This is a genomic window from Ferruginibacter sp. SUN106, assembly GCF_050611765.1.
In the GTDB taxonomy this organism is placed as follows: domain Bacteria; phylum Bacteroidota; class Bacteroidia; order Chitinophagales; family Chitinophagaceae; genus Ferruginibacter.
Genome location: NZ_JBODJC010000005.1, coordinates 346927 through 372056, shown reverse-complemented (window position 1 = coordinate 372056; position 25130 = coordinate 346927). Strand labels below are relative to the sequence as shown.

19 protein-coding genes are annotated in these 25130 nt (G+C 38.3%); 9 read left to right on the top strand and 10 right to left on the bottom strand.

The window, feature by feature from the left end; all coding sequences use genetic code 11:
• The first annotated feature begins 179 nt into the window (after window positions 1-179).
• Together ACQ334_RS21045 and ACQ334_RS21040 are read left to right on the top strand one after the other, a co-directional pair.
• Window positions 180-644, top strand: a complete 465-nt coding sequence (locus ACQ334_RS21045) for a (2Fe-2S)-binding protein (protein WP_430990243.1) — start codon at window positions 180-182, stop codon at window positions 642-644.
• Between the two features lie 17 nt (window positions 645-661).
• On the top strand, window positions 662-2866 hold the full coding sequence (locus ACQ334_RS21040) for a molybdopterin cofactor-binding domain-containing protein (protein WP_430990242.1): 2205 nt from the start codon (window positions 662-664) through the stop codon (window positions 2864-2866).
• Here the strand turns inward: ACQ334_RS21040 and ACQ334_RS21035 are convergent.
• Window positions 2853-3380 (bottom strand): VanZ family protein, encoded by a 528-nt coding sequence (locus ACQ334_RS21035; RefSeq protein WP_430990241.1) that lies wholly within the window; start codon window positions 3378-3380, stop codon window positions 2853-2855. The genes ACQ334_RS21040 and ACQ334_RS21035 overlap by 14 nt on opposite strands.
• 147 nt (window positions 3381-3527) lie before the next feature.
• Between ACQ334_RS21035 and ACQ334_RS21030 the strand changes: the two genes are divergently transcribed.
• The 3 genes from ACQ334_RS21030 to ACQ334_RS21020 all read left to right on the top strand — a co-directional run bounded on the left by ACQ334_RS21030 (window position 3528) and on the right by ACQ334_RS21020 (window position 4940).
• Window positions 3528-4082 carry an RNA polymerase sigma factor gene (locus ACQ334_RS21030; protein WP_430990240.1) on the top strand — a complete coding sequence of 185 codons (555 nt, stop codon included), beginning with the start codon at window positions 3528-3530 and terminating at the stop codon, window positions 4080-4082.
• Window positions 4083-4156: 74 nt separating this feature from the next.
• Entirely contained in the window at window positions 4157-4636 is a 480-nt protein-coding gene (locus tag ACQ334_RS21025; protein ID WP_430990239.1) for a hypothetical protein, read from the top strand.
• A gap of 97 nt (window positions 4637-4733) precedes the next feature.
• Window positions 4734-4940, top strand: a complete 207-nt coding sequence (locus ACQ334_RS21020; RefSeq protein ID WP_430990238.1) for a hypothetical protein — start codon at window positions 4734-4736, stop codon at window positions 4938-4940.
• Window positions 4941-5089: 149 nt separating this feature from the next.
• Here the strand turns inward: ACQ334_RS21020 and ctlX are convergent, their stop codons facing one another.
• Window positions 5090-5977: a citrulline utilization hydrolase CtlX gene (gene ctlX / locus ACQ334_RS21015; RefSeq protein ID WP_430990237.1), complete on the bottom strand. Its 888-nt coding sequence runs from the start codon at window positions 5975-5977 to the stop codon at window positions 5090-5092.
• A gap of 189 nt (window positions 5978-6166) precedes the next feature.
• Window positions 6167-7606 (bottom strand): arginine deiminase family protein, encoded by a 1440-nt coding sequence (locus ACQ334_RS21010; RefSeq protein WP_430990236.1) that lies wholly within the window; start codon window positions 7604-7606, stop codon window positions 6167-6169.
• 274 nt (window positions 7607-7880) lie between these two features.
• Between ACQ334_RS21010 and ACQ334_RS21005 the strand changes: the two genes are divergently transcribed.
• The 4 genes from ACQ334_RS21005 to ACQ334_RS20990 are packed head-to-tail and all read left to right on the top strand — an operon-like array spanning window position 7881 to window position 11324.
• Window positions 7881-8786 (top strand): ABC transporter ATP-binding protein, encoded by a 906-nt coding sequence (locus tag ACQ334_RS21005; protein WP_430990235.1) that lies wholly within the window; start codon window positions 7881-7883, stop codon window positions 8784-8786.
• A 2-nt stretch (window positions 8787-8788) separates the two neighbouring features.
• The gene (locus tag ACQ334_RS21000) at window positions 8789-9574 is read left to right on the top strand and encodes an ABC transporter permease (protein ID WP_430990234.1); all 786 of its coding nucleotides are present in this window, start codon (window positions 8789-8791) and stop codon (window positions 9572-9574) included.
• Between the two features lie 15 nt (window positions 9575-9589).
• The gene (locus ACQ334_RS20995) at window positions 9590-10648 is read left to right on the top strand and encodes a sensor histidine kinase (protein ID WP_430990233.1); all 1059 of its coding nucleotides are present in this window, start codon (window positions 9590-9592) and stop codon (window positions 10646-10648) included.
• Window positions 10638-11324, top strand: a complete 687-nt coding sequence (locus ACQ334_RS20990) for a LytR/AlgR family response regulator transcription factor (protein WP_430990232.1) — start codon at window positions 10638-10640, stop codon at window positions 11322-11324. Before ACQ334_RS20995 ends, ACQ334_RS20990 begins: the two co-directional genes overlap by 11 nt.
• A gap of 30 nt (window positions 11325-11354) precedes the next feature.
• Here the strand turns inward: ACQ334_RS20990 and ACQ334_RS20985 are convergent, their stop codons facing one another.
• From ACQ334_RS20985 to ACQ334_RS20955, 7 genes are all read right to left on the bottom strand, one after another.
• Entirely contained in the window at window positions 11355-11855 is a 501-nt protein-coding gene (locus ACQ334_RS20985; protein WP_430990231.1) for a hypothetical protein, read from the bottom strand.
• A gap of 97 nt (window positions 11856-11952) precedes the next feature.
• On the bottom strand, window positions 11953-15528 hold the full coding sequence (nifJ, locus tag ACQ334_RS20980; protein WP_430990230.1) for a pyruvate:ferredoxin (flavodoxin) oxidoreductase: 3576 nt from the start codon (window positions 15526-15528) through the stop codon (window positions 11953-11955).
• 180 nt (window positions 15529-15708) lie between these two features.
• Complete coding sequence (locus tag ACQ334_RS20975) at window positions 15709-17121, bottom strand: TolC family protein (protein WP_430990229.1); 1413 nt, start codon at window positions 17119-17121, stop codon at window positions 15709-15711.
• Between the two features lie 43 nt (window positions 17122-17164).
• On the bottom strand, window positions 17165-17842 hold the full coding sequence (locus ACQ334_RS20970; protein ID WP_430990228.1) for an ABC transporter ATP-binding protein: 678 nt from the start codon (window positions 17840-17842) through the stop codon (window positions 17165-17167).
• A 17-nt stretch (window positions 17843-17859) separates the two neighbouring features.
• Entirely contained in the window at window positions 17860-20286 is a 2427-nt protein-coding gene (locus tag ACQ334_RS20965; RefSeq protein ID WP_430990227.1) for an ABC transporter permease, read from the bottom strand.
• Window positions 20287-20296: 10 nt separating this feature from the next.
• Window positions 20297-22645, bottom strand: coding sequence for an ABC transporter permease (locus ACQ334_RS20960; protein ID WP_430990226.1), 2349 nt, complete (start codon window positions 22643-22645; stop codon window positions 20297-20299).
• 10 nt (window positions 22646-22655) lie between these two features.
• Complete coding sequence (locus ACQ334_RS20955) at window positions 22656-25121, bottom strand: ABC transporter permease (RefSeq protein ID WP_430990225.1); 2466 nt, start codon at window positions 25119-25121, stop codon at window positions 22656-22658.
• Window positions 25122-25130 lie beyond the last annotated feature (9 nt).

The window sequence follows — 25130 nt, the reverse complement described above, 5'->3', positions numbered from 1 at the left end:
AAATTCAATATTTAATTTTTTAGTTACCATACAGGCATATAAGGCAAATAGAAAAGCATGTGAAGGTTTATATTTTTTAGTTGCTGCCTGCGGCAGATTAAATAATATTAGCTGTTTATTTCTGATTATATTTTGTAATTTACTACCTGCAAATTTTTCCTTCATTTTAAATTATTGCTATGCCCGCTTTTAAACTGACTGTTAACAATGCTGCTTACACAGTAGATGCAGAATCTGATATGCCATTGCTTTGGGTGCTACGTGACCTGCTCAATCTTACCGGTACAAAATATGGTTGTGGCGTGGCCAGTTGTGGTGCCTGTACAGTAATGATTGATGGCAATGCAGCTTATGCTTGTCAGCGGCCCGTAGGCAGTTGTGTTAATAAAAAAATTATAACTATTGAAGGCCTGTCGGCAGATGGCAGTCATCCAGTGCAAAAAGCCTGGCAAAAAGCGGGTGTGCCACAATGCGGTTATTGCCAGCCCGGGCAAATGATGGCTGCTGCAGCCATGCTGGAAAAAAATAAAAAACCATCGGATGAAACTATTGCCGAAACCATGAGCAGCAACCTTTGCCGCTGTGGTACTTATCACCGCATTAAAGAAGCGATCCATATTGCCATTGAAGACATCAATAAATAAACTGCTTAACGATCTGTATGCAAAAACAAACTATCAACCGCCGCAATTTTATAAAGCTAAGTTCCCTTACTTCGGGAAGTTTGGTTATTGGTTTTATGTTACCGGGTTTACCGGCCTTAGCATTATCGCCAACTGATTGTGAATTTTTTCAACCCAGTGCGTATTTAAAAATCGATAAGAAGGGAAAAGTTACTGTGTTTGTTGGCAAGCAGGAATCGGGGCAAGGTGTGGACACCGCTTTTCCGATGATTGTTGCAGAGGAATTAGATGTTGATTTTAAAGATGTAAAATCAGAGATCGCACCTTATGGCACATTAAAAGAAGGTGAACATGATACCGGTGGCAGCCAGAGTGTAATGACGATGTATGATAGTTTGCGTAAAGCAGGTGCCATTGCAAAAGCAATGCTGATCAGCGCTGCAGCACAAGTGTGGAATATTAAAGAAGCCTCATGTGCAGCGGATAAAGGTGAAGTGGTAAATACAATAAATAATAAGCGCATTAAATATGGCGACCTGGTTTGCCAGGCAGCTTTATTGCCAGTGCCCAAAGAAGTAACACTAAAAAATCCGAAAGATTTTAAATTAATCGGTAAAGGAGAAAAACGTACCGGGCTAAATGATATCCTTACCGGAAAAACAAAATACGGACTGGATATAAAAGTTGATGGCATGTTGTATGCCGTTGCCGAAAGATGCCCCACAATGGATGGCACTTTGATAAGTTTTGACGACAGTGCTGCAAAAAGAATACCCGGTGTAATAAAAGTAGTAAGTTACAAAGGTACCGGTACGCCAATGCATGTACATGCAGGCGTTGCCGTTATAGCTACCAATACATGGGCGGCTATTAAAGCCAGGAAATTATTAAATATTACCTGGGATGAAGGCAAAAAGAATAATGACGGTACCGAAGCCTTATTCAAGACCTTTGAAGCAAGAGCCAAAACAAAACCTGCTATTGAAGTATTTAAAAAAGGAGATGTGGGCAGTGTTGCCGGCAAAAATGAAATTACCGGCACTTATGCTCAACCATTTTTAGCGCATGGCACTATGGAACCTATGAATTTTGTGGCGGCGGTAACCGGAGATGCCTGCGAACTGTGGGGAGGATTGCAATTACCCGACTGGACGGTGAATACCATTGCCAAAGATTGTGGTATAAAAAAAGAGAATATAAAAGTTAACCTTACTGCAATGGGTGGCGCTTTTGGCCGCAGGCTGCATTTTGATTTTGCTATTGAGGCGGTAAAAATTGCACAGCAAATTGATAAGCCTGTTAAATTATTGTGGGAAAGAACAGACGATATTAAATTTCAACCGTACCGGCCGGCCAATTATCATTTACTTAAAGCAAATACAGATAAAGGAACAATCACTGCATGGCAACACCATGTGCTGGGAACACCTGTAGGTTATATGACTGATGGGCCTGATACCAAACACCCGGAAGAAATGGATGGTGCTGACAGAGGATTTTGTTATGCTATACCCAATGTACTTACCGGTTATACTCCCGTTGATTTTAATATTAACCGTGGCTGGTTGCGGTCGGTGGATATATGTGTAAACACATTTCCTGTAGAAAGTTTTATTGACGAGATCGCACAAAAACTGCATAAAGATCCGCTGGAATTTCGTTTGTCGATGCTGGAAAATAAGCCAGATTTTAAAACCGGTGACGATCCCGGGGCAGCCATACAATCGCCTGCAAGAATTGCGGGTGTATTAAAAATGGTAGCAGATAAAATTGGGTGGAAACAGCCCCGTAAGCCCAATCATTTTATTGGCCTTGCAACACACTCTTTTATTTTTGCCAAATCTTACGCAGCGCATGCTATAGAAATTGAATTACTGGCACCAAAAAAATTCAAAATAACAAGAGTGGTTGCAGCTATTGATTGCGGGCTGGTAATTAATCCTGATGGTTTGCTTAACCAGATGGAAGGTGGTCTTGCGTTTGCACTAACACAAACTTTAAAAGGAGAAATAACGGTAAGCAATAGCCGTGTAGTGGAAGATAGTTTTTTTAGCTATGAATTATTAACTTATGCGGAAATGCCGCCTGTTGAAATTTATATTATCGACAGTAAAGAAGAACCCGGCGGTGTTGGTGAAGTAGGTTTGCCTACGGTAGCGCCTGCATTATGCAATGCACTGGCAGCAGCCGGCGAACGTCCACGCAATTTACCTATACGTAAAGAAGGCTTTAGTTGGGTGTAGCAGAAGCAGCAATATTGTTTGTTGCTTGTGGCTTATTTGGAAATAAGCTTTTGAGAATATAAAAAATTATAATACCGATGAGGGTGCCCGTGGTATTCAGTATCATATCATCCACATCAAATACGCCAATACCCGTTACCAATTGTGTACACTCATAAAAAAGGCTGAGTAAAAATCCGGTCAGCAAAATAACAAACACGTTCCTGAATCTTTTTACCAGTAAGGGTAGTAAAAAACCCAATGGTATAAAAAGTAAAATATTCCCCAGCAGGTTACTCACTTTGTATTCCATGTTCAGCCTGCGGCTTTCGTAAAATAATTTAATGGTGGCAAAAGGTTTAAAGTTGGCTTTTCTCTTTCCTTCGGCAACAGTGTAGTTATGATAAGTAGTGCGGAAGTAATTTTTGTAATACCGTGGGCTGCCTTTAAATAAAATTACTTTGGTAAGCACCAGCAGGAATATGAGTAGCAATACCCAGGAAAATTTTTTTATAAATGGTTTGTATGCCTGCATAGCTGATTACTTGTTGTAAAGATACTGTCTTAGCGCCAAGCCTGTTACCCGTCTGCCGCAGAAATTTAAGCAGGTAAAATAAATTTTAACAGAATGGGTGATAATTCGGGTATCTGGGTATAGACTATTGACTAATTTTATACACTCATGCAACAAATATCAGATAGTACACTTCTTACTCAACTTAAAAAAGAGGACAATGCTTCTTTTGAACTATTGTATCAATTCTATTTTCCTTCCATAGCTGCTTACATTACTACTACTTATGGTAATACAGAAGATGCTGAAGATATTTTCCAGGAGGCTATCATTGTATTACTCCAAAAGGTGCGGCATACAGATTTTGTATTAAGCTCTTCGCTTAAAACCTATTTATTTGCCATTGCAAAAAATCTCTGGCACAAAAGATTAAGGGATAATAAACTGATACCGGTTACTGATTTTGAAAAGTATCAAAAGGAAAACACAAGTTTTTCAATAGAATTAATACCAGAACACACGAAAGAAGAAAAGATGACATCGTGGTTAACAAAAATCACTGCTAATTGCCAGCGCATTTTAAAAGCTATTTTCTTTTATAAAGAACCAATGAACAGCCTTATGCAAAAAATGGGCTGGAAAAATAAACATACTGCTGCCAATCAGCAATACAAATGTATACAACAGGTAAAAAAGCAAAAGGCTAAAGAAGAAGCCATTTAATAATTATTTTTATTCTTCCGGGTGATTTTTTTATGGTGCCGGTATTAATTACTACATCATAAAAAAGTAATCAAATGAAAAAAGTAATGCTGGCCATTCTTATTATGGCAACCGGTTTTGCAGTCAATGCACAGGATAATCACAATTTAACATCACCAACAGTAAACACTACATTAATTGCCGTGGTAAACAGGGCCAACTGGTGTGCTGTATGCAGGGCAAACGCAGAACGTTTTGCTGCTGTTATAATGCCCTACACAGCAAAGGGTGTAACTATTTTATTCAACGATCTTACCAATGACACCACAACAGCGGCATCTAAACTGGTATTGCAAAATGCAAACGTTTATACTGCTGTTTATACTGTTAAGCGAAAAGGTATGGGTAAGGCAATGCAGTCTTGTGGTTTAGTTAAAGGCAAGATACAATCCACTATACCATCGGGGTTGGTCACTTTTATCAATTCAAAAACACACCGGCAGTTAAAGCAAATTAGTATTGCTGTTTCAAGTGAAGAGATGAAACAGGTAATTGATCAACTCTTAAACAATTAAACATGAGCAGGAGAACAACAATCATTCTTATTATTATTTCGGTAGTGCTGCTATCCATATGCACCTATCATTTCTTTGGATAATTAAAAATATGTAAATGAAAGAGTCAATCAACATCTGGGGTATTAAAGAATTTGAAGGTGATGGGGTAAGTTGCCCCATCACTCCGGCGAACTTACCATGGTACAAAAAAATTGTTTTATTTTTTTTCAGGTTTGGTATTTGCCCGATGTGCATTACTATGAGTCTTGGCTATAGTTTGCTGAAGCCTTTTAAAAAAATTGCAGCTTATTTAAAAAAGTAGACTATGTCATGCTTTGTTTATAGCGTGGCATATTTACCATATATATCGCAGCAAATGCAAGGATGACCTTTAGAGTGGTGGGGTATTGTTCGTTGGCCATTATTTAAATTACTATAGAGGTTAAAAATAAAGAGCTGAAAATTTTTATGTTATTTTAAGTCTAAAAAAACTTCTGCCATCATACACCTGGCGCTACCACCACCATTGGTTTCGATAGTCTTGATGCTGCTGTGAATAATATTATTGTACGTTTCAATTTTTTTAACCTGTTCAGGTGTTAAACTTTCAAAAGCCTGGCTACTCATTACTAAAAATTGCTTACCTGCAGCATTTTTCACCTGCAGCATATTACCTGCAAAGCGGTTCATTTGTGTAAAAGATATAGCAATAATTTCTTTGCCACTATTTTCAATTGCTTTTATCACATTACTTTTCTCCTGTTCATCAGTAATGCTTTCCAAACAAATTACCACAAACTGATCGGTCACACACATCATTACATTGGTGTGGTAAATAGCATCACCATTTTCGTCATTAGCAGTAAAACTTACTGCAGTATAGCCAGCTTTGGCACAAAACTCTTCCAATAATTTTTTATCTGTTCTGGGAGAAATACAGGCGTACGCAATTTTTTTTGCCCTGTCCAATACCATACTTCCTGTGCCTTCTAAAAAAACATTATCCTTTTCCGCTGCTGTAAAATCTGTAGTGTTATTGATGACAAATTTTTTATTGATAGCATCCAATACACCTTGCTTTCTTTCCAACCGCCTGTTTACAGCAAACATGGGATATAAAAAAATGCTACCGCCTTCGTGAAAAGAGATCCAGTTATTAGGAAAAACAGAATCCGGTGTGTGTGGCTCAGCTGTGTCTTGTACTACAGTTACATCAACACCATTAGATTGTAATTGCTGTACAAAAGCATCAAACTCTTCTACTGCTTTTTGCTGTACATCATTATCTGCTGATGCTACCTGGAAACTATTGTTAACCGCCGTTTGTGCATTGTAAGCAAACTTAACGGGGCGTATCATGAGGAGGTGGGAAGTGTTTTGTTTCATTATCGTGAGTAGTGAGTGGTGAGGCGTGAGTAGCGCCTTAATACTTTTAACAATTTTTATTTTTGCAAATGTCTTTTTTAAATGCCGCCCTGAAGGAGTTAAATGCGTTTAAAGAAAACATAATGATACTTAAAACTTAGTACTTATAACTTTTTGCTTGTCTTACAACCCTTCTCTCAGCAACGGCATACTCATACAATGAAAACCACCTCTTGCACGGGATAGTTCTGCAGATGGCATTAATATCAACGTATCAGTTATAGTTTCAACGTTCGCTGTTCCGGCTTCTAATGCTGCGATCAATTCTTTTACGTGTACTACTTTAAACCCATTGGCTATAAACGCTTCAGTGGTTTTATCATTGCGGTCGTAGCCCAGCACCACGCCTTCTTTTAATGCCAGTACATTGCAACTATCCGTCCATTGTTCTCTTACACTGTATGGAAATTCGTTATTGCCACTAAAAATAATTTTTACTTCGCCTGTACATTGCAGGTCAGTTTTACTGATATCAATTAAAAGATCTTCCAGGCTATCAAAATTCACCGGTGTTTCAGGATTGGCTTTATGAAACTGCATGATCTTTATTTTCTCTTCTTTCTTTACTTCCAGCAATCTTTCAATAGCATTAGCATCTTCATGCAATACAGCTTTGCGGCTGAAATTACCCAGCATCACCCATACATCTCTTTTTACCTGCGTAAACACAGTATCAATATGCATGTAATCCCTTTTCTTTGGAATTTTTACGATCGTAACTTTTTCTACAATGCCCATTTCAAACATGGTAGTGGTAATTTTTACCGCTGCTTCCAAAGTGGTTCTTTCACTTACACCTACCAATAAATGTTTATCACTCACCACCATAATATCGCCACCTTCCAGGGTCACTTTTTTATCATCGTCTTCTTTAGGCAATAAAAAACTATGCTGGCTGTCGCTCAGTTCAATAATATTATTTTTATAGGCAGCAAATAATGGATGATTAAAGAAAATGTATTTGGCAAGCAGCGCTTCTCTTGTCCTGGCTTTTTTTGCCGGCTTATTCAGCAATACATAATTGTTGATGGTAATGCCGATATCTCTTGTAAAAATAAAATTGGGTATGGGTGCAAACAATAACTCTTTTTCGCTTGATGTGCCCGATACAAATGTTTTAGATAACTCTTTAGAAGAATAATTGCACAATACTTTGTGCGTTTCGTAAGTGCAGCCTTCAATAGCACAAACCGAAGCCACCAACTCTGTTTTAATACTGGCGTCTTCTAAAATATCGGCCAGCAGCCATTGCAGTTCAATTACTTTATCACTTTTATAAAAGTTATCGTGTTCAGGTTTATAAAATGCCCTTTTATTTTCCGGTGCATCAATACCCGCCAGCTTGCCTTTTATTTTTTCAGGATCAAGAAAATACAATAAAATTTTAGTGTAATAATCGTATTCATTTCTGCGGATGGTTTCCAAATGAACAATATCTTCAAATAACCAGTCCTGCGCTTTTGACGGCACTACTTTTCCCAGTCCGCTATCAGGACTATGCACTAACAATCGTTTTAAAGTACCCACTTCGGATGTAACGGATACTTGTAATGTACTATTCATACAAAATATTTTTATTTAAAATGTAAAAGGAAGGAGAACAAACAATAACCGTTACTTAATAATCGGGCATACTGTTAAGGCCACGGTACATCCATGCAAAATGAGCAGTTAAAAATACTATGGTGGAGCAATGGTTCATAAATAGAATGGCAAATTACGGTTTTCCTTGCAAATGGCAGTTGCAGGACAATAAAGGCATTTTGCAGAACAGGTTTTTGTATTGGATGCAAACAGGTTTTCTTTGTTGTATAGTATAGCCATTAAATAAAACACCATGTATTGTGTACAAACCCAACAGCTCTGTCACAGTTTTTCTGCGCAGGCTGCTGTATTGCAACAGATCAACCTGCAGGTGCCCACGGGATCCATTTACGGATTCCTTGGGCCCAATGGTGCCGGTAAAACCACCACATTAAGATTGCTGCTCGGGCTGCTAAAAAAACAAGAGGGCGAAATTGTAATTTTTGACAAGCCGCTTGAAAAAAACCGTGTAGCTATTTTAAAGAAAACCGGTTCTTTAATTGAAAGCCCTTCGCTTTACGGACATCTTACCGCAACAGAAAACCTTGCTGTATTGCAAAAAATTTATCAATGCCCTAAAGAACGTATCAATGAAGTTTTGCATTTAGTAGGTTTAGCAGGTACCGGCAATAAAAAAGCCGGGCAATTTTCTTTAGGTATGAAACAACGGCTGGGTATTGCTCTTGCGCTGCTGCACAGCCCGTCATTATTGGTATTGGATGAACCTACCAACGGGTTAGACCCCAATGGCATAATTGAAATAAGATCATTGCTGCTGCAACTCAACCAGCAACATGGTATTACGATCATTCTATCGAGCCACTTATTAGCCGAAATAGAAAAACTGGTATCGCATGTTGGTGTGATCAATAAAGGTACCATGATGTTCCAGGGAACGCTGGAAGCATTAAAAAATAAACAACATGAAAACGTATCGATAGTTTTTGAAACTGATAACATTACGCAAACCATACAGGTCATCAGGGAAAATAACCTGGTGCCTCAAATTACAGAAGGTAAAGTGATCATTCCTGCTGTTTCAAAAACTATGACTGCAAAAATTATTCAGCAATTAGTAAACAATAGCGTGGAAGTATATGAGGCAGGAATTATTAAAAATGATTTAGAAACAATTTTTATGGATCTCATTAATAAATAACAATGACCAATTCATTTATACATAGCTTTCAAAGCGAATGGCTGAAAAAGAAACGCAGCCTGTCTTCGTGGTTAGTAATTGTTGGCGCTTTTTTCACACCTGCGATCATCATCATTGCCAGGTTGATACATCATGAACAATTAGCCGCTTTGTATGCAAAAGATAATTTCTGGGACCAGCTCTGGAAAAGTTCCTGGGAATCGATGGCGATTTTTTTATTGCCCATCGGCGTTGTATTAGCTACCAGTTTAATTACCCAGCTGGAATATAAAAACAATACCTGGAAACAATTGCATACGCTGCCGCTGAATTACAGCACTATCTTTTTTTCAAAATTATTATTGATCATTGTAATGGTGCTGCAGTTTTTTATTTTGTTCAATATCGGTATTTATCTTTCTGCACTTATTCCCTATTTATTAATTAGCGGTGTGCCTTACCCCAAAGCTCCTATTCCATTTGCTGCAATATTAAAGGAAGATGCGTATTATTTTATTGATTGCCTTCCCATTGTTGCATTGCAATACCTGATCAGTTTACGCTTCAAAAACTTCCTGGTACCGGTTGGTATTGGCTTTGGTTTATGGATAGCGGCATTAGGCGCCTTATCGTGGAAGTTTGGTTACTTAATTCCCTACACTTATTGCCTGTTGAATTATTTAAAAAATCAAACCGGTGGCAGGGCTGCTACACCCGGTATCAATATTCACCTGCTGGCCGCATTTTATTTCACCGCTATTTCAATTGTTAGCTATATCATGTACCTTACTAAAAAAGAAAAGGGATAATATTATTTTTTGTTCATGAAGAGATCAGCCATTATTTTTTTACATGCCGGTTACTGGATCTTGTACTTGCTGTTACTTATATTATTTGTACTTTTTTTAGAAGCCGGTGGTATAAAAACAGTTTCGCAGGGCCATGAAAAAATGTTTGGTTTTATCAGGTTATTAAGTGCCATGACTATAATTCCGGCAGTGGCAGGCTTTTACAGTTTTTATTCTTTTCTGTTTGATAAATATCTTTCCACAAAAAAGATCCTGGCACTTTGCATAGCTGGTGTAGTAACTATCCTGGCCTGCGGCCTTTTGGGAATCCTTGGTTTAAATATTATTACTAAGGGAAAGATAGTTGTGAACACCGATATAAAAGTGGTGCTTTTTGTATTGTTGTTCATGAGCATCTTAAGCCTGGTGCATGGCATTATTGCTTTGGTGATGAAAGGTTTTATCAGCTGGTATGGTGATATTAAAATAAAGAAAGAATTACAGCAAAAAAATTTTGATACCGAACTGGCATTGGTAAAATCACAACTGAATCCGCATTTTTTATTTAATACCATCAACAACATTGATGTGCTGATAGAAAAAGATGCCGCCAAAGCTTCTGTATACCTGAATAAACTTTCAGATATCATGCGGTTTATGTTGTATGAAGCCAAGCCTGAAAAAATTCCGTTGCAAAAAGAAGTAACCTATATTGAAAAGTATATCGACCTGCAAAAAATACGAACAGCCAATGTAAATTTTATACAATATTCCATTGAAGGCGATTACAGTAAATGGACAATTGCGCCCATGTTGTTTATTCCTTTTATTGAAAATGCTTTTAAACATTCCAGTAATAAAAAAACGGGGCATGGCATTATCATTAAAATAATAGTCACGGCTAAAACACTTCATTTTTATTGCGAAAATTATATCAGTGAAAACCCGATGCATACAGATGATAGCGGAGGTGTGGGAAATGAGTTGATACAAAGACGTTTGAATTTATTATACCCGGGTCAGCATGATCTTGTGGTAACCAATAACAACAATATTTTTAAAGTACAGTTAACCATCAGCGCCAATGAAAATTAATTGTATTGTGGTGGAAGATGAACCGCTGGCTTTAGAGCGTACAGTGAGTTATATAAAAAAAGTGCCGGCATTGCATCTGGCGGCTACATTTGATAATGCGTTGGATGCTTTTAGTTTTTTACAATCCAACACACCGGGTATTATTTTTTTGGATATTAACCTGGGTGAAATGTCCGGTATACAATTGCTGGAGTCCATCCGTATTAAAAGCAATGTGATCATCACTACGGCTTATCCCGATTTTGCATTAAAGGGTTACGACCTTAATGTTACCGATTACCTACTAAAGCCTTTTAGCTTTGAACGTTTTTTACAAGCGGTAGATAAAGTACAACTGTCTATTACGAACACTGAATTACCATCAGCTAAAAATTTTGTTTTCATAAAAACAGAAAGCCGCCTGGAAAAAATATTTTTTGCCGACATCTTATTTATAGAAGGCATGAGGGATTACCGCAGGATACATACCCTGCAAAAGAAAATAATGACCCTGCAAACTTTTGGTGAATTAGAAAAGGAAATTCCGCCTGCCATTATTTGCCGGGTGCATAAATCTTATATGGTGGCCATTGATAAAATTGATGCGGTGGAAAAGGACCGTATCCATATTCAAAAAATGGTGATCCCTGTTTCGGATACTTATAAGCAGTTGTTTTTTCAGATTATTGGGAGGTAAATATTTTGAATAACTAACAACTAGTGGGGCCTATTTATCATCCCACCAAAGCCAAAGTATTTTTAAATCGTACCACTGCGTTTGCACTTTTATATAGCTCTTGTTTTTAGGAAAATAAGTAAACCGGATCCTGTAATTTCCTTTTTCTGAAAAACAATCAAGTGGTAAAGTGGCGACATGATAAAAAGATGAATTTTTTTTATACTTTTTTAACTTCGGACCCTCACCAGGATACAAAGTCTGTGAAAGTGTATAGCATGAATCATTAATCAGGCACGAATCACCAATATTTTTACAGACTTCATATCCAAAGTCTAATGACCTGTTTTCCTTGAAAATATTATAATGGATTACGGTTGGAACTAAAAGTTTTTGATCTGACAGATTGGTAACTTTTAGTGTTATATAGGTATCCTCTCGTTTTTTAATTTCCTTTTTTAAATGCAGGATCTCAAACTTTACTTTTTTTACCTGGCCATTTGTATGGCTTATAGAAAAAAACATTACTAAAATTATAAGGTACTTAGTCATAAAAGGATTGTAATTTTTTCCGTTTCCGCTTTTAAAGCTAAATAAAAAAAGGGAACCTTTTACAAGATTCCCTTTCCGGGTTAGCAATCAAAAAATACTATAGTGCTTTAAGTGCTTGTATTCTTTCCCAACGTTGTTTTATGCCTTCGTTTGCCTGGGCTAAAAATTCGGTGGCCCTTTCAGGATCATTGTTTTTAATAGTAGCAAAACGGTTTTCGTGGTACATAAATTCATCTAATGCTACCGATGGATCTTTACTATCCAGTACAAAACGTTTGCCTTGTTCTTTCATGGGGTTAAAACGGAACAGTGGCCAGTAACCGGTTTTCACCGCCAACTCCTGCTGATCTAAACCATGGCACATATCGTAGCCGTGTGCAATGCAATGGCTGTACGCAATGATGATTGATGGTCCGGGATAAGCTTCTGCTTCCAGGATGGTTTTCAATGCATGCACATCGTTAGCGCCCATGGCTATTTCTGCCACAAATGCGGTGCCGTGTGCAATGGCCTGCATCGCCAGGTCTTTTTTACCCGTGGTTTTTCCTTTGATAGAAAATTTAGCGCTGGCACCTATCGGAGACGATTTGGATTTTTGTCCGCCGGTATTGGAATACACTTCGGTATCCAATACCAGTATGTTTACATTTTCCCCGGTTGATAATACATGATCCAATCCGCTGAAACCGATATCATAAGCCCAGCCATCACCACCTACGATCCACATCGATTTTTGTTCTAAAAATTCAGCTACCTGGTATAGTAATCCGGCTTCGGGTTTATTGATATTTCTTAACTGTTCTTTTAATGCATTTACATTTTTACGTTGCTGAATAATAGCAGCTTCATCTGATTCTACAGTATTTAAAATAGCATCGGTCAATTCTCCTCCCACTTCTTCACGTAAAGATTTTAATAATGACAACGCATATTTACGTTTCATATCAGTAGCCAGTTTGATACCTAAACCAAACTCTGCATTATCTTCAAATAAAGAGTTAGCCCATGCCGGACCAAGGCCCTGTGCATTTTTGCTCCATGGTGTGGTAGGCAGGTTACCACCAAAAATACTGGAGCAACCTGTCGCATTAGCAACAATCATTCTATCACCAAATAGTTGAGTGAGCAATTTTAAATACGGTGTTTCTCCGCAACCACTGCAGGCGCCTGAAAATTCGAACAGGGGTTCCAGTAACTGGCTGCCTTTTACGGTACTGCGGTTAATTCTTGTTCTGTCAATATCAGGCAAACCAATAAAGAAATCCCAGTTTTGTTTTTCAGTTTCTTTTAATGGCAGTACTTCCTGCATGTTGATGGCTTTGTGGCCCGGTTCGGTTTTACTTTCAATAGGACAAACTTCCACACACAAATTACAACCGGTGCAATCTTCTACTGCCACCTGCAAAGTGTAAGATTCTGTTTCTTTAAAAAACTCTTTACCAATAGGTGCCGTGTGTTTAAAGAAATCGGGTGCATCAACTAATAAGTCGTTATTGTACACTTTTGGCCTGATGGCTGCATGCGGACAAACAAAGAAACATTTACCGCATTGAGAACAAAGCGATGGATCCCAAACCGGAACCTGGTCGGCAATGTTTCTTTTTTCGTAACGGGTAGTTGCAGACGGATAGGTACCATCGGCTGGAAAAGCGCTTACAGGTAATTCATCACCCTCACCTGCAATAATTTTGGCCAGCACCTGTTGTACAAAATCCGGTGCATTGCCCGAAATGGCGGGCACTGTTTCTTTGTTGCCTACAGCAAATTGTGTGTAATCAATCAGCGATAAGTTTTCGAGTGTTTTATCTACGGCATCAAAATTCTTCTGCACCACAGCTTCGCCTTTTCTTCCATAGGATTTACGGATGGCTTTTTTAATATAGCTGATCGCTTCTTCTCTTGGTATTACATTGGATATTGCAAAAAAGCAGGTTTGTAAAATAGAATTGATACGTGAGCCCATGCCGGTTTCTTTTGCTACTTTAGAGGCATTGATCACATAGAGTTTCAATTCTTTTTCGATGATCTTTTCCTGTATTGTTTTAGGTAAGTTGTTCCATACATCTTCATTAGCAAAAGGAGCGTTCAATAAAAATGTAGCGCCATGTTGTGCATCTTTTAAAATATCATATTTTTCTAAATAATTAAAATGATGGCAGGCAACAAAGTTGGCTGAGTTAATAAGATAAGTGGATTGAATTGGTTTATGACTGAAACGTAAATGAGAAACAGTCAGTGAACCGGATTTTTTGGAATCATATACAAAGTATCCCTGCACATGTTCATCGGTTACATCTCCGATAATTTTGATCGTATTTTTATTAGCACTCACTGTACCATCGGCACCAAGCCCAAAGAATAAACCACGGAATAAATGCTGGTCTTCCAGGGAGAATGTTTTATCGTATGATAAACTGGTATGTGTTACATCATCTTCAATACCTACAGTAAATCCGTTTTTAGGTTTGGCTTTACCCAGTTCTTCAAATATAGCCATCACCATTGCGGGAGTAAATTCTTTAGAAGCTAAACCGTAACGGCCGCCAATAATTTTGGGTGTGGCATATTCCCAACCAGCATGTATAGCGCTGATCACATCGGCATATAAAGGTTCGCCAATAGCGCCGGTATCTTTACAACGGTCCAGTACTGCAATGTGTTTTACAGTTTCGGGTAAAGCATTGATAAAATGTTTTACAGAGAATGGCCTGTACAAATGTACTTTGAGGTAGCCTGTTTTTTCATCTTTACTATTAAGGTAATCTACTGTTTCTTCCACTGCACCGCAACCAGAGCCCATCATGATAATAACATTTTCTGCTTCGGGGTGGCCATAGTATTCAAATAATTTATAGGCACGGCCGGTAAGTTGTTCAAATTGCTGCATCGTAGCTTCTACAATACCGGGCACTTTCCAATGGTATTCATTACAGGCCTCACGGCTCTGGAAATATACATCAGGATTTTGTGCAGTACCACGGATAAAAGGATTTTCGGGATTTAAAGCACGGTTACGGTGCCGGGCAACCGCTTCTGTACTGATCATTTGTTTGATGATATCATCCGGTATGATGTTCACTTCATTTAATTCGTGAGAAGTGCGGAAGCCATCAAAAATATTAAGGAAAGGAATACTGGAGTTGAGCGTGGCTGCGGTAGCAATCATGGCCATGTCATGCGCTTCCTGCGGACTGTTGCCAAACAACATGGCAAAGCCGGTGGACCGCACCGCCATTACATCACTATGATCGCCAAAGATAGACAACGCATGAGTAGCAAGGGCCCTGGCGGCAATGTGAAATACGGTAGGTGTTAGTTCACCGGCAATTTTGTACATGTTGGGGATCATTAATAATAATCCCTGGGAGCAAGTAAACGTTGAAGCCAATGCGCCACCCTGCAGTGCACCGTGTATTGCGCCGGCCGCTCCTGCTTCGCTTTGCATTTCTATTATCTTGGGTACTTCCCCAAAAATATTTTCTTTGTTATCACTACTCCATTCATCGGCAAATTCACCCATGGCCGAAGATGGTGTAATAGGATAGATAGCACATACTTCACTGGTTTTGTAAGCTATATGCACTGCTGCTTCGTTACCATCTATAATAGCAACGGAGGAAGTTTTTTTTGCAGCAACACCGGTTGGTTTGCTTTGCTCAATAGTACTTTCCATAAACTGATAATTAGTTGAATTTATAAGGCACAAATTAAAACGTGTTGCCTTTTAAAAAAGTGACTAATATCAGTTGCCTGACTGATTTATATGCAGTGCTGGTGTACTTAAGCGCCGTATTTTGCTTTGCTTTTAGTTAGCTTATCAATTCAAAAATTGTCAAGCATGCTATAGTATTACTTATTTACTTCCTTTATAATAATCCAATACTCTTGTGCGGAAATTGTATTCGTATTTAGCCTGCGCAAGGCTGATCTTTGTACGGTCTAAATTATTTTTACTGATCAAATATTCAGAAGAATTAATTACGCCATTGTTAAATCTTACTTCAGCCGCACGGAAAGATTCTTCAAAGTTTAATACCTGTTCTGTCAACACTTTATATTTTTCGTAAGAAGCTGTCATATTTAAATGTGCCTGTTCAATATTTTGCCTCAATTGCAATTTTGCATTGTCCGATTCCAGCTGCGTATTTTTATAATTGATATTGGCCAGCTTCACATTGTTTTTAGTTTGAAAAGCATTGAACAAAGGGATTTGCATACTAACACCCACATAGGTTCCCAGGTTATTATTCAGCTGTTTGCCGTATCCGGTTTTATAAGAAGAATAATTCTGCTGTTGCTTTAATACCGGGTTTTGGTTTCCTGCTATCACCACATAACTTCCGGTTTGTACTTCAGTAACATTGGTTGCTGTTAACGATTGAGCAAGGCTGGAGTAATTACTACCTAAATTACCATTCAATGTAATTCTTGGAAAAAAACCTGCTCTTGAAACACCGATCGCCTTCTCGGCACTTTTTACTTTTAAGTTGTTGGCTTTTATCAACGCAAAGTTTTGTAAAGAAGACTGGTACACTTCCCCTGGATTATTAGCATACGCTGTTGCCTGCAGGTTGGCATCTGCTTTTTCTAACTGCAGTTCGCTGTTGTATTCTTTATTCATCAACTGGCACAAACTTAATTTTGCCTGTTGCAATGCATTGCCTCCATTGATAATAGCAATCTGTTCGTTGGCCAGTTGCCCTTTAAGATCGGCCAGCAGGTAATTAGCAGATGCACCTTCTTTTACCAATATCTCCATCCGCTCTACTTGCTTTTTAGTTACTGCTGCCTGTGCTTTACTGATTTCCAATACATCTTCATTACTTAATACCTGCAGGTAATTCAGTATCACATTTAAAGTAAGATTATCTTTTGATTGTTGCAGGTCCATTTGAGTAGCGCCCTGTGTGTAACTGTTTTGTTTGATCAGGTTTTGCAAACGCATACCATTAAACAATACAATGCCACTGCTCAGGCTAACATTAGATGAACTTAATTGCTGATTGATATAATTATTCGTCAGCGGATCTACGTTGCGGCCCTGGTTTAAGCCATAACCAAAGCCACCGTTTAAATCGGGCAACAGGTTATACTTTGCCTGTTTAAGGTTTACACCAGCTGCATCTGCCTGCAGACCGCTTTGCTTTACCTGTATATTGTTTTTCAATGCTGTATCAATGCATTGTTGTAAAGTCATCCTGTTGCTTTGTGCCGTAACGCTTATAGAAAAAAATAAAAGGGCCGCACTTAATAATCTGGTTCGCATGTTTGTAATTTTTATGGTCACTGTTCTTAATTGTATTTTTTATTTATGTAGTTTGTTCGTTTTCCATTCTGCCGTCTAAAAGATTTATAATTCTGGAACCGTAAGTAGCATTTTTTTCGGAGTGAGTTACTTGTATTATTGTAACGCCTTCGCTGTTGAGTTGCTTGAATAATTCCATGATCTCTTCGCCCTGTTTGGAGTTGAGGTTACCGGTAGGTTCATCCGCCAGTAATAATTTGGGCTTTGCAATTAATGCCCTGGCAATGCCCACCAGTTGCTGTTGCCCGCCTGATAATTGTGTAGGAAAAAGATCCTTCTTACCCACAATATTAAAACGATCGAGCATGTCGGCCACCATGGCTTTTCTTTCAGATGATTTTAAGTCCTGGTAAATTAATGGTGTTTCAATATTTTCATACACGGTTAATTCATCAATTAAATGATACTGCTGAAATACAAAGCCGATATATTGTTTGTACAATTGTGCCCGTTGCTTTTCTTTCAGCTTGTGTACACCTTCGTGCAAAAAATCATATTCACCTTCATCAAATCCATCCAGCATACCAATTACATTCAGTAAAGTTGATTTGCCTGAGCCTGATGGCCCCATGATAGAGATAAATTCTCCTTCCTTCACTTCAAGGTTAATATCTTTTAATAAAAATACCCTGGCACCGCCAACGTTAACCCATTTAAAAATTTTCTTAAGATTTAATAACATAGTTTTTTGTTTTTATTTTATTCTGTACGGAGACTTTTTACAGGATTCATTAAAGCTGTTCTGATTGTTTTTACAGCAATTAGTAATGCTACCAATAACAACAGTACCAAACCCACCATGATAAATGGAAAGAAGGTAAGATCGATCCGATAAGCATAATTATTTAACCAGTTACGCAAAGCAAAATATGCAACTGGCCATGCAATAATATTGGCAACAATAATGATAATAGAAAATTCTTTTGCAAATAAAAGAATCACCTGTACCACAGAAGCACCCAATACTTTTCTTATACCTACTTCCTTTGTTCTTTTACTGATGCTTTGTGTTACAATACCCAGCACACCCAGTAACACTATCAGCAATGCAATAACAGTTGCCGCCGTGGCTGCTTTTTTCATCTGTACTTCCATGCTGTATAACCGGGCTAATGTATCATCCATAAAAGTATAGGCAAAAGGTGCATCGGGCAATAGCACTGACCATTTTTTTTGTATAGCTGCAATAGCTGCGCCGGTATTGCCTGGTTTTATTTTAAAAGACATATACCTGAACAGCGGCGCATTGGAAACATGAATAAAATACATAGGGCGTATCGCTTCCTGCAATGGGCCAAAGTGAAAATCTTTTACCACACCACCTACAGTAAATGTGCCGGGGTTGCCCTGGAATTTTATTTGCTGGCCAATTGCAGCAGTGGCTTCTTTCCAACCTAAACCTTTAACTGCACTTTCGTTGATCACAACAGACGTTGAGTCCGGTGTACCTCCGTCAGCATTAAAAAACTTTCCGGCTGCAACAGGTATTTTGTAAGTGGCAATATATTTTTCATCCGTAAATAATGATTCTGCAATAATGCCTTGTGAAGAATCCTGTGTGGCTTTGTATAAAGTATTGTTCATACTTGAGCTGGCGCCATCAGGAATTTCGAAAGAGAAAGAGGCTGCTTCCACTTCAGGTAATGTGGCAAATTCATTTCTGATAGTAGCCATATGTTGTACTCCTTTCGGCGTCCAGTCTCGTGGTACTTTTGCTGTGATTACCTGGTCTTTTGTATACCCGAGGTCTTTACTGAAAAAATAACCTACCTGTTTGTTGATTGTGATGGCTGCAACAAAAACAACAATTGCAGTAATGAATTGTAACCCGATCAATGAATACCGGAAAGCAATTTTTTCTTTTACCGTTTCCAGTTTTCCTTTTAGCGATTCAACAGAGCGTTGCTTTGATAATAAGAATGCCGGATAGATGCCCGCTAATACACCTACTACTGCAATAATTGCCAACGGTATAAAAACAAAGTACCAGGAAAAAGAATTGAGCAGTGGTAATTGTTTACCCAACATATCACTGAAGTAAGGCCTTGCAATAATATAAAGCACCAATGCTGCTGCAACAGCAAAAGCCACCAGTAAAACTGATTCGGAAAGAAATTGTATGATCAGCTGCACCCTGGAGCTGCCCATCACTTTTCTTACACCAATTTCTTTTAATCTTGAAACAGAACTACCCACTGATATGTTTACAAAATTGATGACTGCCATCAGTAAAATAAATGCCGCCACAAAACCTAATGTAAAAATGAGCCGGTACGCAATGCCATTATTTGATTTGAGGTAATAGTCTTTTACCGGTGTAAAAAATATTTCCAGGTTTTTTTGTACGTCCGGTGCTACATTTAATTGCATTAATTGCTTTACCGGTTGCTGAAGACTGGCTACCGTTGCTCCTTTTTTCAATTCAACATAACTGATGATAAAGGCATTCTGCCATGCTTCAAAGCCGGCATCTCTTCCAAAAAAGCGCAGGCTGCTGGCTGGTAAAAAAAATTGATTTTCTCCTTTGTTGATACCATTACCCCAATTGGTAATCGTATTCATCGGTGGATCTTTTAGCACAGCGGTAATTTCAAAATCCTGCTTGCTGCCAGAGAATGATTGAATGGTTAAGGTTTGTCCTAATACATCTGTTTTACCAAAATATTTTTTTGCTATTGCAGCAGTAATTGCTACCGCATCAGGTTTATTCAAAGCAGTTTTTGCGTCGCCGTACAATAAAGGAAAACCAAACATGTCCAGCATACTGGTATCCCCTACCTGCAAACCTTCACTGAATTTTTTATCGCCTTTTGAAACAATAGAAGTAATACCATCATGATGATAATAATTATCGACTATGCCGGGATAATTTTCTTTCAATGCTTTTGCCAATGGTGCCAGTGTTGCAAAGTCGTAACCCATATTCGGATCTTTCCATTTGCTCTGCACCATGTAAATGCGGTCGCTATTTTTAATATCCGCATTCACATTTATTTCGCTGTAGATATACGCACCAATAAGCATTACAAAAGCAATACCCACAGAAAGGCCCACGATATTAATGAAAGAAAAACTTTTATTCTTTCTAAGGTTACGCCAGGCCAGTTTAAAATAATTTTTTATCATACCCTTATTTTTATTCTGTTCGCAGACTTTTTACCGGGTTAACCATCGCCGCTTTTCCGGTATTAATAATAATTGTTAATAAAGCAATAATGAACACCAGGAAAAATAATAGCAGCATCAGTTTTATATTAATGCCGTTATTAAAGGCAAACATGTTATTGGAAAACCATGCTATACCATAACCTACAGGAATACATATGGCAGCAGCAATGGCAATCAGTTTTACAAAACCGCCGGACAGTTCTTTAATAATAGCATTTACTGAAGCCCCCATCACTTTACGTATCCCGATTTCCTTTATTCTTTTTTCTGTGCTGTAGGTAACCATTCCAATCAATCCAAGTATTGCAATTACAAATATTACAAAACTCACCATTCCTAAAAACTGCATGTCTGCGCCGGGGTAATACCTGTTGTACATATCTTTTTCATAGTCAGTAAAAGCAAAAGCTTCATGGGGATAATATTTTTTCCATACCGGCTCCAGTGAGGCTTTAAAATCAGCGGCCGGTACTTGCTTTTTTGTTTTGATACTAAGCACATGAAACTGTGCCGGGTTGTACTGCATTACCAGGGGCTGTGTGTTGAACTGGTAAATGTAATAGCAGAAATTTTTAACCACCCCTTGTACAATAGCTGTTTTATCATCATTCAAAACAATTGATTTGCCTATTGCTTCCTGTGCTGTACCAAGCCCTAATGCATAAAGTGCCTGTTCATTCAGTACCACAAAATTGCCGGCAGAATCGCTATTGCTTTGTGGTAAATTTTTACCTGCCACAAATTGTAATTGCATATTACTGATAAAATCGGCATTGGCTGCATAATAGCTGGCAGAGCTGTTTTGACCTGTACCATCTTTTTTAATATGGCATACAGCGCTGGTGCCGCCAAATGGTGTTGATACTAAACCCACACGTTCCACATCTTTATTCAATGCCATATCATTTTGCAATAAGCGGTATCCTTCATTTACGGAGATGTTATAAATATTTTTCCTGTTAAAATTTTTATTGTCGGTTGCCATGTACTGAAACTGGCTGTAAAAACTGCCGATAAAAAAAACATAGCAGCAGGTGGCAACAAACTGTACCACTACCAGGCTCTTCCTGAACCCGGTTTTACCAAACGAAGCAGGGCTTATACTGCCTTTTAAAACTTTTGCCGGTTTAAAAGCAGAAAGTATTCTTGCCGGTATAGCGCCTGCAATAGTTCCTGTAAGCAGGGTGAACAATATAAATACCGTCCACAAAAGAATATTATTATCCACCTCCCATGTTAACCATTGCATGTGTATGTACTGCTGCATGATTTTTAAAATAACGAAACCCGCCGCCAGTGAAAGCATTGCAATAAGAACCGCCTCACAAATAAATTGTATCACCAGCTGGTAACGCAGCGCTCCTGTTACTTTACGGATACCCACTTCTTTTGCCCTGCTTAATGAACGGGCCAATGTAAGGTTGGTATAATTAAATCCTGCCATTAAAATAATTGCTACAGCCATTAACAGATTCACTGCCACATCCTGGTAGTCTTCTACATAAGCATTGTCTTGCAGGTCTTCAAAATCGGGTGATATTTTTTCCAACGCCTGCCTGCGAAAATGAAGTGTTGCTTCACCTGTTTTAAGTGTATTGTTTGTTTTTGCAGCAACAGCTAATAAAGCAGCATCCAGGGTTTTTTCTCCTGCATTTGGTTTTAGTAAAAGATAAGTGTATGCCGTAAGGTCTTTATTTATATTTTCTTTTGCAAAGTGCTTATAAGTTTCCATCGACACCATTACGTCGCTGCGGAAATGTGTATTGCGTTTATAAGGTTTTAATACTCCGGTAATAATAAAATCGCCGTAGTCATGATGCGATAATGTTTTACCCACTGCATCTGCAGTACCAAAAAATATGGTTGCCATTTCATGTGTTATCACCAGCGTATTAGGCATGTTGGAAAATGCACCTTTCTCCAGCGGAAAAGCAAATATGTCGAAGAAGGCAGGCTCCACATAAATGCTGTTTACGTTAATGCTTTTTATCCTGTTGGTAAGCTCCCATCCATATTGTCTTACCACAGCTGTAGCTTTTTCTACAAAGGGATAATTTGTTTTGATATCATCTGCCAGCGCCAATGGTGAAGCTGCAGATTTTACAAAAGAGCCGTTAGCAGCTTTCGTATCTGTAATGATTCTGTAAGTTCTTTCGGGATGTGGATGAAAATTATCTGTTTCAAATACAGCCACCACCTGTATTAAACACAGTAATGCAAAAGGTATCGCCAGGCCAAGGCCGGCAATATTTATAAATGAGAACAATTTGTGTTTAACCAGGTTTCTCCACGCTGTTTTGAAATAATTTTTTATCATACCGGTATTTTTATTCTGTCCGCAAACTTTTTACAGGATTTGCCAACGCAGCTTTTATTGTGCGTATGGCTAACAGTACTACTGCAATCAATAACATACCGGTGCCACATGCTGCAAACACCCACCAGCTGATATTGGTACGGTATACAAAATCCTGCAGCCATTTATGCATTGCTATCCATGCCAATGGTGCTGCAATTACAAATGCTATCAACACTAATGATAACAGATCTCTTGACAATAATGAAACGATCTGTAATACCGAAGCACCCAATACTTTTCTTACACCGATTTCTTTTGTTCTTGTATTGGTAGTATAGATCACCAATCCTAATAAACCCAGGCAACTGATAAAAATACAAAGCCCCGAAGACCAGTTGAGCAACCTTGAAATGTCCTGCTCTTTTTTATAAAATGCGGCAATTGAAGCATCAAAAAATTCGAACTCAAAATCATCTTCGGGATAGAGTTGTTTATATTCTTTCTCCATTTTTTCCAAAGTGGTTTTCCATAAGCCCGGTGCAGCATCCTGTGGTTTTAATGCCACGTGAATACTGTAACTGCTCTTCCTGTTGCTGGAGTATGCCAAAGGGCCAATACCCGAGTGTGTGGATTTGGTATTAAAATCTGCCAATACACCTACAATAGGAATCCTGGCATTTCTTCTTTCAACAAATTTACCTACGGCGTCACCCACGTTGGTAAAGCCCAGTTCTTTTGCATAGCTTTCATTGATCAGGTATTCTTTTATCGTATCACTTTGTTCGGGAAATTTTCCTGCCTTCAGTTTCATTTTATAAATATCAAAATAATCCGGATCGGCCTGTACCACTTCCACCATCATCTCAATATCTTTTTTACCGTTGTTAACCTTTAACGTGGTAGAAGAAGCGCCACCGTGAGCTGGTGCTGCACTGCCAAGACTTACTTTTTCTATGCCGGGTATCGCTTTTAATTTTTCCAGCAATACAAAACGGCGGTTATCTTCTTTACCAGAGAAAAAATTCCATCTTGTGTTGAAATTGACGATCGCATCTTTTTTATACCCAAGGTCTTTATTCAGCGAAAAATTAATTTGCTTGCTTACTACTAATGTTGCAATTACTAAAAATTGTGCAATTACAAATTGTGTTACGGTAAGCGATTTTCTAAACCAGGCTTTCCTGCTTTGTGCAGTAGTAGCAGTCAATTGATTTTTTAAAACTGCTACCGGTTTAAATTTCGTCAGTACCATTGCAGGATAAAATCCGGAACATAAAGTCATCACTACAACAAGCCCGATAAGAAATACCCATACATGTAACTGGTTAATGGATGAAAAATTTATTTCGGGTGGTAAAAAATCACTGAATACTTTCAACAACCATGGTGTAATTACAATTGAAAGAACTGCTGCAACTACAGTAAGAAAAAATGTTTCTGTTAAGAATTGAAAGATGAGTTCTTTTTTACCACTGCCTAAAGTTTTTCTGATACCAATTTCTTTTGCCCTTTGTGCTGCCTGTGCTGTAGTGAGGTTAATAAAATTAATACAACCGATCAGTAATAAAAATATGGCAACAGCAAGCAAGCCATACAGGGTAGGTTTATGTGCCTGCCTGGCTCCTGCCTCATAGTCTGCATTAAAATGTATATCAGCTAATGATTGTAAATGATTTTTAGTATCATCTTTATCACCACTTTCTTTCTTCCTGTATTTTTCTCTCAGTGTTACAAACTGTGCATTTACCTGTTCGGGTTTTATACCTGGTTTTAATTTAACAAACAATTGCGATACAGAATTAATGCTACCCCATTCATCACCACCAAAATGATCTTTAAGCCCGGTTGTAAATACAGTTGCTAAGGAAATAAATTCTTTAAAACGAAAATCAGTTGCTTTTTCAACAGGATCTTTGATGATACCGGAAACCGTGGTTTTAATACTATCGTCGTAAGTAATTGTTCTGCCAATAATATCATTGGGAGCAAGATTACCAAAATATGCTTTGGCTCTTTCTTCTGTAAGCACTACCTGGAAGGGGTCTTTTAATGCGGTTTGTTTACTGCCCGCCAGCCAATCATACTCCAGCATAGAAAAATAAAATTCATCTGCATAAACTATTTCAGTTTGCTTTTTAAATTCAGCAGGTGATGCACTGCCGGCAACCGGTACCACAACTTTTGTTTCGCTGGCAGTCACAAAATGAGTAACTGTTTCTATTCCTGTAAGATCGGAACGTACCGCTTTGGGCATGGGCATGGGTACGCCTGAATTTTTAAACTTTACATCGCCGGGAAAAGTGATATCTGTAACCACACGGTAAATGCGGTTACTATCTTTTCTGAAAGCATCAAAACTAAATTCAAATTGTACCAGCAGGTAAATAACCAATGCGGCACTGATGCCAATAGCAAGGCCCGAAATATTGATCAGGGAAAAAATTTTATTCTTCCTGAAATTTCTTAGTGCAATGATGAAATAATTTTTAAGCATGATAATTAG

What these genes read in the sequence shown, in the direction of transcription:
- ACQ334_RS20955 (WP_430990225.1), bottom strand. Translation starts at nt 25,121, where the DNA reads ATGCTTAAAAATTATTTCATCATTGCACTAAGAAATTTCAGGAAGAAT.
- ACQ334_RS20970 (WP_430990228.1), bottom strand. Translation starts at nt 17,842, where the DNA reads ATGTTATTAAATCTTAAGAAAATTTTTAAATGGGTTAACGTTGGCGGT.
- ACQ334_RS21005 (WP_430990235.1), top strand. Translation starts at nt 7,881, where the DNA reads ATGTATTGTGTACAAACCCAACAGCTCTGTCACAGTTTTTCTGCGCAG.
- ACQ334_RS21020 (WP_430990238.1), top strand. Translation starts at nt 4,734, where the DNA reads ATGAAAGAGTCAATCAACATCTGGGGTATTAAAGAATTTGAAGGTGAT.
- ctlX (WP_430990237.1), bottom strand. Translation starts at nt 5,977, where the DNA reads ATGATACGCCCCGTTAAGTTTGCTTACAATGCACAAACGGCGGTTAAC.
- ACQ334_RS21035 (WP_430990241.1), bottom strand. Translation starts at nt 3,380, where the DNA reads ATGCAGGCATACAAACCATTTATAAAAAAATTTTCCTGGGTATTGCTA.
- nifJ (WP_430990230.1), bottom strand. Translation starts at nt 15,528, where the DNA reads ATGGAAAGTACTATTGAGCAAAGCAAACCAACCGGTGTTGCTGCAAAA.
- ACQ334_RS21045 (WP_430990243.1), top strand. Translation starts at nt 180, where the DNA reads ATGCCCGCTTTTAAACTGACTGTTAACAATGCTGCTTACACAGTAGAT.
- ACQ334_RS20960 (WP_430990226.1), bottom strand. Translation starts at nt 22,645, where the DNA reads ATGATAAAAAATTATTTCAAAACAGCGTGGAGAAACCTGGTTAAACAC.
- ACQ334_RS21025 (WP_430990239.1), top strand. Translation starts at nt 4,157, where the DNA reads ATGAAAAAAGTAATGCTGGCCATTCTTATTATGGCAACCGGTTTTGCA.
- ACQ334_RS20995 (WP_430990233.1), top strand. Translation starts at nt 9,590, where the DNA reads ATGAAGAGATCAGCCATTATTTTTTTACATGCCGGTTACTGGATCTTG.
- ACQ334_RS21040 (WP_430990242.1), top strand. Translation starts at nt 662, where the DNA reads ATGCAAAAACAAACTATCAACCGCCGCAATTTTATAAAGCTAAGTTCC.
- ACQ334_RS20965 (WP_430990227.1), bottom strand. Translation starts at nt 20,286, where the DNA reads ATGATAAAAAATTATTTTAAACTGGCCTGGCGTAACCTTAGAAAGAAT.
- ACQ334_RS21000 (WP_430990234.1), top strand. Translation starts at nt 8,789, where the DNA reads ATGACCAATTCATTTATACATAGCTTTCAAAGCGAATGGCTGAAAAAG.
- ACQ334_RS20975 (WP_430990229.1), bottom strand. Translation starts at nt 17,121, where the DNA reads ATGCGAACCAGATTATTAAGTGCGGCCCTTTTATTTTTTTCTATAAGC.
- ACQ334_RS21010 (WP_430990236.1), bottom strand. Translation starts at nt 7,606, where the DNA reads ATGAATAGTACATTACAAGTATCCGTTACATCCGAAGTGGGTACTTTA.
- ACQ334_RS20990 (WP_430990232.1), top strand. Translation starts at nt 10,638, where the DNA reads ATGAAAATTAATTGTATTGTGGTGGAAGATGAACCGCTGGCTTTAGAG.
- ACQ334_RS21030 (WP_430990240.1), top strand. Translation starts at nt 3,528, where the DNA reads ATGCAACAAATATCAGATAGTACACTTCTTACTCAACTTAAAAAAGAG.
- ACQ334_RS20985 (WP_430990231.1), bottom strand. Translation starts at nt 11,855, where the DNA reads ATGACTAAGTACCTTATAATTTTAGTAATGTTTTTTTCTATAAGCCAT.